The 14,864-nt window shown below is 46.6% G+C and carries 16 protein-coding genes; 8 read left to right on the top strand and 8 right to left on the bottom strand.

Annotated features, from left to right (window positions below; all coding sequences use genetic code 11):
* Positions 1-12: 12 nt before the first annotated feature.
* Positions 13-1,068 carry an amidohydrolase family protein gene (locus OCU74_RS07630; protein ID WP_087479153.1) on the bottom strand — a complete coding sequence of 352 codons (1,056 nt, stop codon included), beginning with the start codon at positions 1,066-1,068 and terminating at the stop codon, positions 13-15.
* Between the two features lie 106 nt (positions 1,069-1,174).
* Here OCU74_RS07630 and OCU74_RS07625 point away from each other — a divergent pair, with 106 nt between their 5' ends.
* The gene (locus tag OCU74_RS07625; protein WP_087479152.1) at positions 1,175-2,116 is read left to right on the top strand and encodes a LysR family transcriptional regulator; all 942 of its coding nucleotides are present in this window, start codon (positions 1,175-1,177) and stop codon (positions 2,114-2,116) included.
* Here OCU74_RS07625 and OCU74_RS07620 read toward each other — a convergent pair.
* Positions 2,098-2,472, bottom strand: coding sequence for an MmcQ/YjbR family DNA-binding protein (locus OCU74_RS07620; RefSeq protein WP_087479151.1), 375 nt, complete (start codon positions 2,470-2,472; stop codon positions 2,098-2,100). The genes OCU74_RS07625 and OCU74_RS07620 overlap by 19 nt on opposite strands.
* A 99-nt stretch (positions 2,473-2,571) precedes the next feature.
* On the opposite strand from OCU74_RS07620, the gene OCU74_RS07615 reads away from it, so the two are divergent.
* Complete coding sequence (locus OCU74_RS07615) at positions 2,572-3,465, top strand: DMT family transporter (protein WP_087479150.1); 894 nt, start codon at positions 2,572-2,574, stop codon at positions 3,463-3,465.
* Positions 3,466-3,558: 93 nt separating this feature from the next.
* Here the strand turns inward: OCU74_RS07615 and OCU74_RS07610 are convergent, their stop codons facing one another.
* Complete coding sequence (locus tag OCU74_RS07610; protein WP_087479149.1) at positions 3,559-3,963, bottom strand: putative signal transducing protein; 405 nt, start codon at positions 3,961-3,963, stop codon at positions 3,559-3,561.
* A gap of 97 nt (positions 3,964-4,060) precedes the next feature.
* Positions 4,061-4,267 (bottom strand): helix-turn-helix domain-containing protein, encoded by a 207-nt coding sequence (locus tag OCU74_RS07605; protein WP_261856167.1) that lies wholly within the window; start codon positions 4,265-4,267, stop codon positions 4,061-4,063.
* A gap of 91 nt (positions 4,268-4,358) precedes the next feature.
* Here OCU74_RS07605 and OCU74_RS07600 point away from each other — a divergent pair, with 91 nt between their 5' ends.
* Positions 4,359-5,027: an START domain-containing protein gene (locus OCU74_RS07600; RefSeq protein WP_087479147.1), complete on the top strand. Its 669-nt coding sequence runs from the start codon at positions 4,359-4,361 to the stop codon at positions 5,025-5,027.
* A 105-nt stretch (positions 5,028-5,132) separates the two neighbouring features.
* On the opposite strand, the gene OCU74_RS07595 is transcribed toward OCU74_RS07600, so the two are convergent.
* Both OCU74_RS07595 and OCU74_RS07590 read right to left on the bottom strand, forming a co-directional pair.
* The gene (locus tag OCU74_RS07595) at positions 5,133-5,306 is read right to left on the bottom strand and encodes a hypothetical protein (protein WP_159457370.1); all 174 of its coding nucleotides are present in this window, start codon (positions 5,304-5,306) and stop codon (positions 5,133-5,135) included.
* A gap of 139 nt (positions 5,307-5,445) precedes the next feature.
* A complete protein-coding gene (locus OCU74_RS07590; protein WP_087479146.1) occupies positions 5,446-6,960 on the bottom strand; it encodes a fumarate hydratase in 1,515 nt (504 codons plus the stop codon).
* A gap of 197 nt (positions 6,961-7,157) precedes the next feature.
* Between OCU74_RS07590 and pabB the strand changes: the two genes are divergently transcribed.
* From pabB to OCU74_RS07570, 4 genes are all read left to right on the top strand, one after another.
* Positions 7,158-8,531, top strand: coding sequence for an aminodeoxychorismate synthase component I (pabB, locus tag OCU74_RS07585; RefSeq protein ID WP_087479145.1), 1,374 nt, complete (start codon positions 7,158-7,160; stop codon positions 8,529-8,531).
* A 75-nt stretch (positions 8,532-8,606) separates the two neighbouring features.
* The gene (locus OCU74_RS07580; RefSeq protein ID WP_087479144.1) at positions 8,607-9,212 is read left to right on the top strand and encodes a CoA pyrophosphatase; all 606 of its coding nucleotides are present in this window, start codon (positions 8,607-8,609) and stop codon (positions 9,210-9,212) included.
* Positions 9,213-9,320: 108 nt separating this feature from the next.
* Positions 9,321-9,830 (top strand): hypothetical protein, encoded by a 510-nt coding sequence (locus OCU74_RS07575; protein ID WP_087479143.1) that lies wholly within the window; start codon positions 9,321-9,323, stop codon positions 9,828-9,830.
* 245 nt (positions 9,831-10,075) lie between these two features.
* Entirely contained in the window at positions 10,076-11,437 is a 1,362-nt protein-coding gene (locus OCU74_RS07570; RefSeq protein WP_087479142.1) for an L-serine ammonia-lyase, read from the top strand.
* A gap of 94 nt (positions 11,438-11,531) precedes the next feature.
* Here the strand turns inward: OCU74_RS07570 and queD are convergent, their stop codons facing one another.
* Together queD and OCU74_RS07560 are read right to left on the bottom strand one after the other, a co-directional pair.
* The gene (gene queD, locus OCU74_RS07565) at positions 11,532-11,888 is read right to left on the bottom strand and encodes a 6-carboxytetrahydropterin synthase QueD (RefSeq protein ID WP_087479141.1); all 357 of its coding nucleotides are present in this window, start codon (positions 11,886-11,888) and stop codon (positions 11,532-11,534) included.
* A gap of 231 nt (positions 11,889-12,119) precedes the next feature.
* The gene (locus OCU74_RS07560) at positions 12,120-13,247 is read right to left on the bottom strand and encodes a hybrid-cluster NAD(P)-dependent oxidoreductase (RefSeq protein ID WP_087480063.1); all 1,128 of its coding nucleotides are present in this window, start codon (positions 13,245-13,247) and stop codon (positions 12,120-12,122) included.
* A 323-nt stretch (positions 13,248-13,570) separates the two neighbouring features.
* On the opposite strand from OCU74_RS07560, the gene OCU74_RS07555 reads away from it, so the two are divergent.
* The gene (locus OCU74_RS07555) at positions 13,571-14,845 is read left to right on the top strand and encodes an aromatic ring-hydroxylating oxygenase subunit alpha (protein ID WP_087479140.1); all 1,275 of its coding nucleotides are present in this window, start codon (positions 13,571-13,573) and stop codon (positions 14,843-14,845) included.
* Positions 14,846-14,864: the final 19 nt, after the last annotated feature.

The raw sequence follows: 14,864 nt of genomic DNA, 5'->3' as shown, positions 1-14,864 counted from the left end.
ATTAGCCGGGTATTAACGAAGCCCGAATAACTGCTCAGCATTGCCATATGCTATTTTCCGTCGGTCATTTTCACTGATCGGTGCGGTTTCAATCCAACGGGCTGCATCATCTGACATTTCGAACGGATAATCACTGGCAAACATAATCCGGTCTGCTCCCATCGTCAGAATGGCGCAAATCAACGCCTGATCGAAATTATTGCCACTGGTGGTGATATAGAAGTTTTCACACAGATAATCCTGTAAACGCTTATTGACCTGATGACCAAGCGGATTAAACTCGAAGCAGCGCTGAATCCGCCATGAGAAATACGGTAATGTTTCTCCCAGATGTCCCAGAATTACCGTTAACTCCGGATGCCGGTCAAACAAACCACTATAGACCAGACGCAGAGCATGAGTGGCGGTTTCCGGCGCAAATCCCCAGGTTGCACCAGCCAGCTCGGCATGTTGGGCATAAAGTGTTTCCCGAACCTGAGGAAGTGACGGCCGGGGATGAATATAAACCGGGACTTTCAGTGCAGCAATCGCTTCCCACACCGGCGCAAAACGGGCTTCATCAAGGTAATGTCCAATCCGTTTGTCAGGATCCTGTACATAACCATTAACCATCACGCCTTTCAGACCAAGCTCACCGATAGCGTGTTCCAGCTCTTGTAATGCTGCATCCGTATCCTGAAGCGGCAGGCTGGCAAATCCAAGAAAACGTCCCCGGCTCCGGGCAACGGTTTCTGCCAGTGCATCATTGACTTTCCGGGCAGCAGTAATCGCCTTGCCGGCATCGGCAATTCCTTCAATACCTGCAGCCGTCAACGACAGAATCGAAACATCTATTCCTGCCGCATCCATTTCTTCAATTCGTTTATGATGCAGATCTTTCATGCGCTGCATCACCACCTGAACAAATTCTGTTTCCAGACCGCTGACTCTGGCAAATTCGACAGGGTTAAAAGTTTCTTCCGGATGCATGGCATCGGGGTTCATAAAGTGTTCTTCAATCGCAATTTTTCGCAGTGGTGCCAATGGTTTTTTCGGTGCACCGGCAACGGGCAGTCGGGTCAGTGTCATATTCGATACCTTTGATGTTATTTTCACAGTTTTTACTTTACCGTTGCACCATTTCGTTGATAAGTTAGTAAAACACCCCAGATTAGTGCATAAATGCAACAATAGAATGGATGATTTAAATGATCTCGCCCTGTTTGCAGCCGTTGTCCGGCATCAGGGATTCACAGCAGCGGCACGGGCGACCGGCATTGAAAAAACCCGGCTCAGCCGGAGAGTTGCCGCACTGGAAAAACGACTTGGTGTCTTACTGCTGCAGCGTTCAACGCGTTCAGTGACGCTAACCGAAGCCGGCTCACTCTTTTACGAACGTTGTCAGTTCATTATTGAAGGTGCGCAAAGTGCCTATGAAAGTATTCTGGAACTCAAATCCGAACCGACCGGTACAATCAGGATCAGCTGTCCGGTCCTGTTGGCACAAAATTATCTTGCTCCGATTCTGCCGGGTTATATGGCTGCGTATCCGAAAGTCACGGTGATATTAGATGCGACTGACCGCCACGTGAATCTGATTGAAGAGCGATTCGATATTGCTCTGAGAGCCCAATATCAGATAGAAGACTCGAACAACTATGTGGCAAGAGAACTGGGACAGGCTCGCCGGATCATGGTCGCCAGCCCGAATTATCTCAACCTGTCAGGCCGACCGGAAATCCCGGAAGCACTACACACATTACAAATTATCAGTCGCTTATCGGATATGCAGGACCGGCTGGCACACTGGCCATTGCGCCGGGAATCAGAACATCAGATCTTACAGTTGGAACCCAGACTGGCGACCGGAGACTTACGGGTCCAGTTAGAAGCTGCCATTCATGGTATTGGTGTTGCACTGATGCCGGAACCTATCGTATCGGCGGCACTGAAATCAGGTCTGCTGGAACAGGTTTTACCTCCATGGCATGCATCAGGGCATATCATTCATATGCTCTATCCGAAGCCCAAAGGAATGCTGCCTTCTGTCAGAAGTTTAATTGACTATCTGCAAGCTCAAATGCCTGCAACAATCATTGAAAGAAGTGTCTTAACACCTCAGACCGGAGTTTCCTGATTCAATCCCAGTTCTTTCTGCTTGCGTTTGCTCAGCCCCAGAGAAACAAGCCGATAGGACTCTTTCAGGTAATACATAAGTTCTTCATCGGTTTCAGCCGTACTTCGATAATGCTGGATCCATTTCATCCCACGGGAAGCAAAATAAGGCGCGGGTTTATACCCTGACTGGTCACTGAGAAAATCGAAGTTAAGTTCTGAGGTTTTAAAAGTAAATGCCGGCTGACCGTTTGCAGCGAGTCCGCCAATCGCAAAAACTTTCCCACCGACTTTCCATACATGAGCATCGTTCCACTGCATCACATAAGTCGTCGCCGGTAATGAACGGCAAAAATCATTGTATTCATCGTAATTCATGTAGAAAACACTCACTGAAAATTTCTAACCAAAGAGAGACAAGTCATAATAAGCAGAGTACAGTATAGCCTCTCACTTTCGATGTAATCTGTTGTAAAAATGAAATCATCTCAACAACCTATTTTCCCGATAGGTGTCCGGTTTATGTTTCTTTCTGCTCTGGGTTTCGCTTTGATGTCTGCCTGTGTCAAAGCCGGAAGTCAGTACGGTGTTCCTGTTTTTGAAATTGTCGCCGCCAGAGCACTGGTGTCGCTTATCATCAGTTATCTGGATGTAAAGCGCAAAAAAATCTCCATCTGGGGAAACAATCATAAGTTACTCTTTGCCCGTGGTGCTGTCGGAACTGCGTCCCTGATGTGTGTTTACTATTCCGTGACCACACTTCCACTGGCCGAAGCGACCATTCTTCAGTACATGCACCCGGTGTTTACAGCACTCCTGGCGGTCATCTTTCTGAAAGAACGGATCCAGCCAGCAACCCTGATCTGCATTGTCATGTGTCTGCTCGGCCTGTATTTTATCCTGCAATCCGATTCCGGGACCGAGATAAGCACAGCACTTCCACCATTAAGTGTCTTACTTGCCTTACTCGGTGCATTCGGCAGCTCGATTGCTTATGTCATTGTGAAAAAGCTCAGCCGGACTGAAGATAGTTCTGTCATCATCTTTTATTTTCCGCTGGTCGCCCTCCCGGTTTCTTCTCTGTTAATTGGTGATGATTTCATCATGCCAGATTTCAATCTCATTATTTTACTGATTCTGGTCGGGGTATTCACGCAGGTTGGTCAGTACGGCCTGACGAAAGCGATGCAGACGCAAGATGCCGGCAGAGCTTCAGCATTTGCCTATGTGCAGATTATTGTCTCAATCCTGATTGGTGTGGTTGCTTTTAACGAGATTCCATCACTCTGGACTTATCTGGGCGGTGCGATGATTGTCTCCGGCGCTCTGATCAATTTGTTCGGCCAGCGTTTAAAAATTTCCCGGCGTTAATGATTATGAATGACAATGTGCGAGATCTCTGGCTGGAGAGCTCGCTTTTTTCATATTAACCATGAGAATGGTTATTTATCGTGATACCACCACTCAAAGCTTTTCACTAAACATGCCACATTCATTACACTTGTAACCATGTTTGTAAAAAAACAATGGAAAACCAAGCAATAAAAAAACCAGAAAGGCCGGACGCTTACCTTTGGTATACACAACCAGATTAGAGCTACCACAGTGAGGACATATATCCTTTGATTCCTCAATCACATCAGCTTCACTTTCTACTGATTCTGAGAAGTCACTGTTCAATAACTGGCAGGCTTCATATGCTTCTTCTTCTGCCACCATTAAACGAACACCGCCAATAGCATCAGAATATAGCCATTGTGTATTCACGGTATACTCGTCAGCGATATAACTTTCAATACCTGCACTATCCAGACTGGCTTTGGCAATATGAGCCTCATGTGGAAAAGAAAACCGGGCAACAACAATCACATATAGCTCCTTATGGTATGCTCTGAACGTATCTATCTTTCAAGTTATTTATATTTTACACAAAATCTATTGCTTCTGTATTTATCTCATTCCTTGATCATGTGATGAGTACTCTTCCCGGCGAACATCCTAAATACTGCTGAAACACAGCAATAAACGCGCTGGTACTGTGATAACCACATGACTGTGCAACCCAGCCACCCGCTTTAGCTTCCTGCAACCATTCCAATGCCCGCATTAATCGGACCAGTTGGCGCCACCTCACCAGAGTCATTCCGGTTTCGGTATGAAACCTGCGCGACAGACTCCTTTTATCTCAAGAAGTTTCTCCGCAAACCCGCTAAGATAACGGAAACGCACTCCTGAAATACTTTGAGAATCCTGAAGGACGTTATATGCGAAGACTCATCTTACTTGCTGCACTGAACATCCTGAATACATTTTTTCCTGCACATGCAACTGAGCCATGGACACTTTATAAAGAGCACGGCACAGTTAAAGTTTATTCCCGGATAACGGAAACAGAGCAGATGGCAGTCAGAGCAGTTGCCATTGTTAAGGCGGAACCAGGGGCACTGATTGCCTTACTGCATGATGAACAACGAGGGCCAGATTGGATTGCGAACTGTCGGCGGCTCGTCATTGAGGCCAGACCTTCCGCCAATGAACGTGTTATTCATGTGTATTACAGTGCTCCCTGGCCGGTAGAAGACCGGGATATGTTGATCGACTCGGTCATTCACTATGATCATCAGACACAACAACTAACGATTAGTGTCCGGGATGTCGGCGGGGATTACCCACTGGAGAAAGGCTATGTCCGGATGGAGAATGTCATCGGACAATGGCAGGTTATCCGACTCAACCAGCAGCAGGTTCAGGTCACCTATCAGGGCCAGGGAAGTGCCGCGGGTCATATTCCCCAGTGGCTGGAAAATCGATTATTACTCAGCTCCACTTATGAGACATTCTTAAATCTGGCGTCAGTGATTCAGGAAGAGGTTTATCAGGTTCCGGTAGAAACCGGCTCATACAGCCAGAAAACTGAAGAGAAAAACAGATAGCAACCACCAAATCGGAGGGAACAAAAGCAGGGATGTACAACTTGCCACCCTGCTTTTTGCCTTCTGAAGTTTCCGGTTAACGCTTAAGTTCGCGGTAACTTCAAATTACTGATTTTCTGCACTTGCAGGTTCAGAGACTACGCTCTGTTCTACAACCTGCTGCTCCTGCGGCTTGTCATCAGCAGAAGAAAACAGGTAAGTCAGAAACCCAACACTTGCCATGTAAAGACTGGCGACGATGATGGCGGCAATCAGGATGATCTTCTTTAACCACTGCATGACTGTTCTCGTAAAAATTAACCGGTAGCAGACCATACCAAACTGGGTAAAAATTTAAAGTATTTCGTCTGCTAAATAAGCGCTTGAAATAAAGAAGCCTCTGAATTTATCAGAGGCTTCGATGCATTGTGGATAAAATCTATTTACCTGCTTCCGCAATCTTCACTTTCCACACATCCGGACCAGTCTGGTGTGCGTTGACACCGTTGGAATCAACCGCAACAGTAACCGGCATGTCTTCGACCTCAAATTCGTAGATCGCTTCCATTCCGAGATCTTCAAACGCAACCACACGGGCTTTCTTAATTGCTTTCGCGACCAGATAAGCAGCACCACCGACAGCCATCAGATAAACCGCTTTGTGGTTTTTGATTGACTCAACCGTTGCTGCGCCCCGCTCTGCTTTTCCGATCATGCCCATTACACCAACTTCATCGAGCATCATATCGGTGAATTTATCCATCCGGGTTGAGGTTGTCGGGCCGGCAGGGCCAACGACTTCATCACGAACCGCGTCAACCGGACCAACGTAGTAGATGAATTTGTCTTTCAAATCGACACCTTTCGGTAAACCTTCACCATTTTGCAGCATCGTCTGAATACGTTTGTGTGCCGCATCACGGCCTGTCAGGATCTTACCGGACAACAGCAGTGTTTCACCGGTTTTCCAACTGCGGACTTCTTCTTTCGTGACACTATCAAGGTTAACCCGGCGAGTGTTTTCTCCGGCTTCCCAGACAATATCCGGCCAGTCTTCCAGTTTTGGCGGAACAAATTCAGCCGGTCCGTTACCATCCAGAGTAAAATGAATATGACGGGTTGCCGCACAGTTCGGGATCAGACAAACCGGCTTGGATGCCGCATGTGTCGGTGCCGTTTTAATCTTCACATCAACGACAGTGGTTAAACCGCCCAGTCCCTGTGCGCCAATACCCAGTCGATTTACCCGGTTGAAGATATCCAGACGTAGTTCTTCTTCAGAATTTTGCGGGCCGCGATCGATCAGCTCCTGAATATCAATATGTTCCATCAGAGATTCTTTCGCCAGTACGGCGGCTTTTTCTGCCGTACCACCGATGCCGATTCCCAGCATCCCCGGCGGACACCAGCCCGCCCCCATTGCCGGCAATGTCTTTTCAACCCACTCAGCAATATCATCCGAAGGGTTCAGCATCACCATTTTGGTTTTATTTTCAGAACCGCCGCCTTTGGCAGCAATCTGAATCTCAACTTTATCGCCGGGAACCATATTTACGTGAACGACAGCAGGTGTGTTATCGCGGCTGTTGATCCGTTTACCTGCCGGGTCATGCAGTACCGACGCCCTTAACGGGTTGTCCGGATTGGTATATGCCTGACGAACACCTTCATCAACCATTTCCTGAACGGTCATATCGCCTTCCCACTGAACATTCATCCCAATGTTGACGAAACAGGTGACAATGCCAGTATCCTGGCAGATTGGCCGGTGACCTTCGGCGGACATGCGGGAGTTAATCAGAATCTGGGCGATAGCATCTTTCGCAGCCTGACTCTCTTCACGGTCATATGCTTTTTTCAGGGCCTGGACAAAATCAAGCGGATGATAGTAAGAGATATACTGAAGCGCATCAGCCACACTACTGATCACATCTTCCTTACGAATTAGCGTCATTGCTTACCTCATTATGTTTGCTTCCGGGTGACTCCGGATGAAAAATTATGGCTAAAAAGCAGCCAAACCGTATCATTCACCGGAGATTTCACGGGCTTATATTACTTATAGTCATTGCTTTTTATGATACTCTTGGTTTCATCAACAAGCCATGCGGCGATCAGACTTTTCGTCACAGTTTATACAAATGACCAGCCATGATGAATGCAACTAACCGACCTATTGAACACAAATCGATCACTTATCATCCCCGACTCGCTCCAGAGTATTTCTCACGCATCGAAAATCTGCCCTGGGCGATGTTGCTGCGTTCACCATCTGAACATATAGACAGCCGCTACGATATTTTAGTTGCTCAGCCAGTAGCAACATTAAAAACGCAGGGAGCAGTTACATTAATTCAGGAAGGAGAAACCCGGACATCTTCACCGGATGATCCATTTGAACTGCTGACACGATATCAGCATCAATATGTCCCTTTTCTTGATGAAATCACTGACTTTCCTTTCGCTGGCGGCGCTCTCGGCTATTTTGCTTATGATTTAGGGCGGCGGGTCGAACAGTTACCTGAATATGCAGAGCATGATATTTCTATGCCGGAAATGGCTGTCGGCATTTATACCTGGGCACTGGTTGTTGACCACCAGCAACAAACTGCGGCTTTTGTCGGCATGAATGTCGAAGCGGCAGAAAACTGGCTCAACGCTCAGCAAACCGTCGTGCAACATCCTTTTTATCTGACATCAGACTGGCAGGCCAACATGACTGCTTCAGAATACCGGGATAAAATTAATGCCATTCATGAATATCTGCACGCCGGAGACTGCTATCAGATCAATCTGACTCAGCGTTTTCAGGCAGACTACACCGGCAGTGAATGGGAAGCCTATCAACGGCTGGAAAATGAAAATCAGGCACCGTTTTCGGCTTATCTCCGTATTGAAGAAGGCGTGATTTTAAGTATCTCTCCTGAACGTTTTCTCCAGTATAAAGATCACATTATTGAGACCAAACCGATCAAAGGAACAAGGCCACGCAGCCCTGATAAACACCTTGATCAGCAATATGCACAAGCACTGGCAACAGCAGAGAAAGATCAGTCCGAGAATCTGATGATCGTCGACTTACTACGCAATGACATTGGCCGGGTAGCCAAACCGGGTAGTGTCCATGTTCCGAAGTTATTTGATATAGAAAGTTTTCCGGCGGTCCACCATCTGGTCAGCACGATCAGAGCTGAACTGGGCAATGGCTATACGTCAGCCAATCTGCTGCGGGCTTGTTTTCCGGGAGGCTCAATTACCGGAGCACCCAAAATCAGGGCGATGGAAATCATTGAAGAGCTGGAACCTCACCGCAGGAGTGTTTACTGCGGCAGTATCGGTTATATCAGCCGGGATGGTCAGATGGATACCAGCATTACCATCCGGACGCTGATTGCAACCCATAACCGGCTTTACGTCTGGGCTGGCGGTGGTATTGTGGCAGATAGTGTCTGCGAAAGTGAATATCAGGAAACATTCGACAAACTCAGCCGGATATTACCTGTGCTATCGTTACAATCAGAGTGATGATAATTGCAATAACAGAATCTATTGATTTTTCATTCCGGAACAGTTTCCCGCAATGAATAGCCGAGAGTGAAGATGCATCTGACCCGAATGACTGTTTTAAGAAACTTTCAGCTTCGCCAGCCCGGTGATTACTCAGCAGAATCACTACAGCGTGTCGCCCATATTCCGGACCATAACTTACGTAAGGCTGCCGTGTTGGTTGCATTTGTCGAACGACCATCCGGACTGAATGTTATATTTACCAAGCGCGCAGCACAGCTCAAACATCATCCCGGTCAGGTCAGTTTTCCTGGTGGAAAATGCGAACGGGGAGATGCATCCGTTTACGAAACTGCTATCCGAGAAGCCTGGGAAGAGATAGGACTTGCTCACCGCCATGTTGAACTAATTGGTTGTTTGCCAGAACTGAAGACTATCAGCTACTTCTCTATCACCCCTGTACTGGCTTTCGTTTCCCCGGATTATCAGGTCACTATCGAACCCGGCGAGGTCGATGAAGTATTTGAAGTACCGGCAGATTATCTGCTGCATCCCCGCAATCTGCACCACGATACGTTTGTTCTTAAAAATGCCCGCCACAAGGTTTTCGCTATTCCTTATCAGCGGCATTTTATCTGGGGAGCCACAGCTCAGATTGTTCATGCGCTACAAAAACAGATACACACGGGGAATCTATAAGACTCATGCTTCATAACAACTATTTTGCTATAAAAGCGCCAACTGTCTTTTCATTTCCTGAAAATAGTGATTTCATCTACTCCTTTCAGGTACTTTTGGAATTTAATCATGTTCAGAAAATTTCTTTTATTCATGCCATTATGTCTCTCAACGCTCTATGCCAATGCAGCCGAAGGAGATCGGGTTGGCTATATAGGATATCTGCATGAGGATATAAACCAGAGTGGTGTATTCGAAGTTGGATTCCGGGCTCCCTATACAGATTTCACAGAGTTTAATGTCGCTGCCATGTGGTTCGCCCATGATCAGAATCTTTACGAAGGACTCAACGCAGGATTTCATTTAACAACCGGCACCTGGCCGTTAAAAGCTTATATGGGAGCGGGCTTCTTTACCGGTGAGCATAAACAATGCGACAAATACTACAACTATGCGCAAAACAATTACGATTACAGAGACTGTGATTCTGATCTGAGCATCGGTGTTTATCCTGAAGTCGGCGTGGAACTTTCATTCCTCAATCTCCGGCTGGCGAGCTATGCCCGGTATTACAGAACGGCTGACAGTGGTAAAAATGAATACCGTATGTACGGTGCATATATCGGGCTTAGTTTCTAGGAACAGCCGACCTTTCATGATGTTTTTTGCAGTAGAGTTCATCTGAACAAACCTCGCACTTTGAAGCAGTTCATATATACTGAAAATATCCATGAATTAAGCATATTATCAGTTGTGCAGACAGGAGGAGTCATGTACTCTCCCCCGCGATTTCAACCCGCTTAGACACCACTGAGTCATGTCTGGGTGAAACGATATTTTGCTGTTATTTTTGTTGATATAAGCTGTTTGTGAGTAAGCCATCTATGATTAGTGTTTTTGATATTTTTAAAATCGGCATAGGTCCTTCAAGCTCTCATACGGTAGGGCCAATGAAGGCCGGGAAACAGTTCATTGACGAGCTATACCAGAAAGCACTTTTGCCCAATGTGACCAAGATTACGGTTGATGTCTATGGTTCGCTGTCACTGACAGGGAAAGGACACCAGACCGATACTGCAACTATTCTCGGACTGGCCGGAAATAGCCCCGAATCGGTAGAAATCGATAAAATCCCTGCATTTATTCATCAGGTCGAACAGACTGAAAAGCTACCTATCGCCTGCTATGACCATCAGGTTGATTTTCTGAGAGAAGATGGAATCACCTTCCATACCAGCAATTTATCTCTGCATGAAAATGGGATGAAAATTCATGCTTGGCAGAATGATGAATGCATCTTTTCCAAAACCTATTACTCGATCGGTGGTGGATTCATTGTCGATGAAGAGCATTTCGGACAATCCATCGAATCATCTGATAAAGTACCGTATCCTTATACCAGCGCCTCAGAACTGGTTAGCCAGTGTCGTGAATCCGGTTTATCTATCAGTACGCTGGTTATCGAAAATGAAAAAGCCCTGCGTAGCCAGGAAGAAGTCTATGCTCACTTGAGTAAAGTATGGCAGACCATGCGGGACTGTATGGAAAGAGGCATGAAAACCGAAGGGATTCTGCCCGGACCGCTACGGGTGCCCAGACGCTCAGCGGCTCTCAATCAGCAACTACAAACCTCTGAACGGACATCAAACGATCCGATGGCTGTGATCGATTGGGTAAACATGTATGCCTTTGCCGTCAATGAAGAAAATGCCGCCGGCGGACGTGTCGTTACTGCACCGACCAACGGAGCCTGTGGGATTGTTCCTGCGGTACTCGCCTATTACGACAAATTCATTCAGACTGTTCACGAACAGGATTACATCCGCTATCTGGCGACCACCGGAGCTATCGGTGGCCTGTATAAACGCAATGCTTCTATCTCCGGAGCCGAAGTGGGTTGTCAGGGAGAAGTGGGCGTCGCCTGCTCCATGGCAGCTGCCGGGCTGGCAGAACTTTTAGGCGGAAGCCCGGAACAAGTCTGTATGGCCGCAGAAATTGCGATGGAACATAACCTCGGTCTGACATGCGACCCTGTCGCCGGGCAGGTTCAGGTTCCCTGTATCGAAAGAAACGGTATTGCAGCGGTCAAAGCAATCAATGCAACCCGAATGGCACTGAGACGCTCATCTGCACCACGGGTTTCTCTGGATAAGGTCATTGAAACCATGCTGGAAACCGGCAAAGATATGAATGCGAAATATCGTGAAACTTCACAAGGTGGCCTGGCGGTCAAAGTTACCTGCTAAATTCAGAATCAACCGTACAATATACTGATCAAAACGCCCTTCATTACGAAGGGCGTTTTAGTCAGGTGTATCTTTGACAGTTCCTGCCAGAGTATTATTCTCCGCGGTAGACACACCCTGCCGTACAGGTTTCTTTCACTTCAATCTGACTGAGCAGTGGCAGATTCGGTTTCAGTTCGTCCCAGATCCACCGGGCCAATACTTCACTGGTCGGGTTTTCCAACCCTTCAATCTCATTCAGATAATAGTGATCGAGGCGTTGATAAATCGGTTTAAATGCAGACTTAATATCTGCAAAATCAATGACCCAGCCAGTCAGAGGATCAACTTCACCCTCGACACAAACCCGGACCAGAAAAGAGTGCCCATGAAGACGCCCACATTTGTGGCCTTCAGGAACATGAGGCAGATGATGGGCGGCTTCAAATGTAAACTCTTTGTATATGATCATCTCAAACTCTATAAATATCAATAACTTAAAATAAAAACAAACAAGTTATTATACGCGAAAATACCTCATTGTCACATGCTAAAATTGCTCAAACGGACAGTAATCCCCAATTGGTTCCGGCAACTACTTCAAAAACACTATAAAAAATCCCCGGAGCATAGTCCGGGGATTCGGTAATTTAAATGTGCGGGCAACAGATCAGCAATTAGCCAATTCGATTTTGTCCGGCGATCAGTATTCAACCACCACATCACCTTGTGGCACACTGCAACAAGACAGAATATATCCGTCTTCGACGTCTTCATCAGTAATACCGCCATTGTGGGTCATCTCGACTTCACCTTGCAGTTTCTTCACCTTACAGGTACCGCAGATTCCCATACCACAAGCTTTAGGAATCGTCAGGCCGACTTTCGCAGCAGCCGCATGAACGGTTTCTCCGGGAGCAATCTGCACTGTCTTATCGCTGGCAGTGAATGCGACTTCAATCATTTCACTCGGCAGGATTGCATCTGCTTCTTCGGCTGCAATTTCAGCATCGTGAACTGCTTGTTCTTCAACCACATCCGGTGTTGCACCAAACGCTTCTTCATGATAGTTACGCATGTCGAAACCGACATTTTCCAGCATGGTGCGCACTGCATTCATGTAAGGTGTCGGTCCACAACAGAAAATTTCCCGCTCCATAAAGTCAGGCGCAATCATTTTCAGTTTAATTTCATCGAAAAAGCCCCGGTATCCAGACCAGTTCTGCCCCGATTCCAGCCTTTCACAGATCAGGTGCAGGCTGAAGTTAGAAATCCGTGAAGACATGAATTCCAGCTCACGGTGGAAAATCAAATCTCGTGGTGTTCTGGCACTGTGGACGAAAACAACATCCACATCCGTATTGGTGTCATAAGCCCAGCGCGCCATTGACATCACCGGCGTAATCCCTACACCACCGGATAGCAGCAGGATTTTTTCTGCCGGGAAGTCGATACTGTTAAAGTTTCCGACCGGGCCATGAACAGCCAATTCAAACCCTTCTTCCATATTGTCATGCAGCCAGTTTGACACCAGACCACCCGGCACGCGTTTCACAGTAATAGAGAAGCTGTAAGGAACAGACGGTGAACTGGATATCGTATATGAACGGAATATCTGTTCTCCGGCAATCTCAAGTTCCAACGTCACGAATTGACCCGGCTTAAAAAAGAACATTATTGGCTGGTCAGCCATAAAACAGAATGTCTTGGTATCCCACGTTTCTTGTATAGTCTTCACACATCTTACAATATGACGACCATTACTCCATGTCTGTGTCGTGACGGGAATAAATGCACTACTAAGGGCAAGTGTGTTGTTCGGGGTATTCATATCCGGCATCTCCGCAACGGTGTTGTATTATTATATCCCTCCATGGAGGTTGGTCGTATTGTTCAGGCATACGCAAAAATGCATTTATCTCTTAACGACGTCCTATTGTCTAATACAGTCATTTATTTTGTTTTTTTTTTCTCTTTGTCTCAAACAGCATCATTACATGTCGTGTATAGACTCTTCCTGAATAATATAAACGTGCACGATACGCCAAGACACTGACTCATTCCCTTATTTTTTGTAAGGGCGGGGATTGAGACATGTAGCAAGGAAGCCCGGCTCGGGTATAACACTAACCCCCTGATAAGAAGATAGAAGCAATGACACAGAATGATTTACTCAATATTAGCTATGCAAGTTTGGATATAGCCCGCGATAAAATGACCGAACTACTGAGTGAACGTAAACCGAATTACTCATTACCACGTCCCTTATATAATGATCCGTTAATGTTCCGGATTGATGTGGAAGAGATCTTTCAGAAGGAATGGTTGTTTGTCGGGATGACGAGTGAAATCCCCAGTAAAGGTGATTACTTTACTGTTGAGATTGCTCAAAACCCGGTTCTGATTGTCCGTGATGCTGATGGTTCCGTGAATGCTTTTCACAATACCTGTCGGCACCGTGGTTCCCGCATCTGTCTGGAACACCGGGGAAAAGTTGCGAACCTTGTCTGTCCTTACCACCAGTGGACTTATAACACTAAAGGTAATCTGCTCTATGCAGGAACAGAAATGGGCGATGATTTTGACATGTCAAAACATAAGCTGCGCTCTGTTCACTGTAAAACAGCTGGCGGATTTATCTTTATCTGTATGGGCGATACCCCACCTGAATCTGATTTCGATGAGTTTCTGGCAACACTTGAAGAGTACATGGAACCGTATGATGTGGAAAACACCAAACTTGCGGTTGAATCCAACATGTACGAAAAAGCCAACTGGAAACTGGTTATCGAAAACAACCGTGAGTGTTATCACTGTGCCGGTAGCCACCCAGAGCTTCTGAATACGCTGCTGGAATGGGATGATACAAACGATCCTCGCGCTTCTGAAGAGTTCCTTGCTCACTACAAACGCATGGCGAGTGAATGGGATGCAGAGAAAATTCCTCATGAGCACAAAAACTTCGGTGTCCGTAACCGACTGGTCCGTATGCCGTTGAAAGAAGGCACAGAAGTAATGACCATTGACGGTAATCAGGGTTGTGAAAAACTGCTGGGCCGCATCAAAAACCGTCAACTTGGTTCTCTGCGTATCCTGCACTTACCAAACTCATGGAACCACATGCAAAGTGACCATTTCATTGTCTTCCGGGTACTGCCGATTTCGGCTCAGGAAAGTATGGTGACAACCAAATGGTTCGTGCACAAAGATGCAATCGAAGGTCAGGATTATGATCCGGAGCGTTTGCGTCAGGTTTGGGATGCTACCAACGATCAGGACCGTATTCTGGGTGAAGAGAACCAACGTGGTATCAACTCACTTGGTTATGAGCCAGGACCTTACTCACAAACGTTTGAGTTCGGTGTAATTAACTTTATCGACTGGTATTCAGATCGCGTTCTGAATAATCTGGAAGAAACCAAGAAATAATCTCCGGCTCCCCCAAAAC

Source organism: Vibrio mangrovi (assembly GCF_024346955.1).
GTDB classification, from domain to species: domain Bacteria; phylum Pseudomonadota; class Gammaproteobacteria; order Enterobacterales; family Vibrionaceae; genus Vibrio; species Vibrio mangrovi.
Note: the sequence above shows the minus strand (reverse complement) of the source record. Positions and strands in the feature narration are given on the sequence as shown.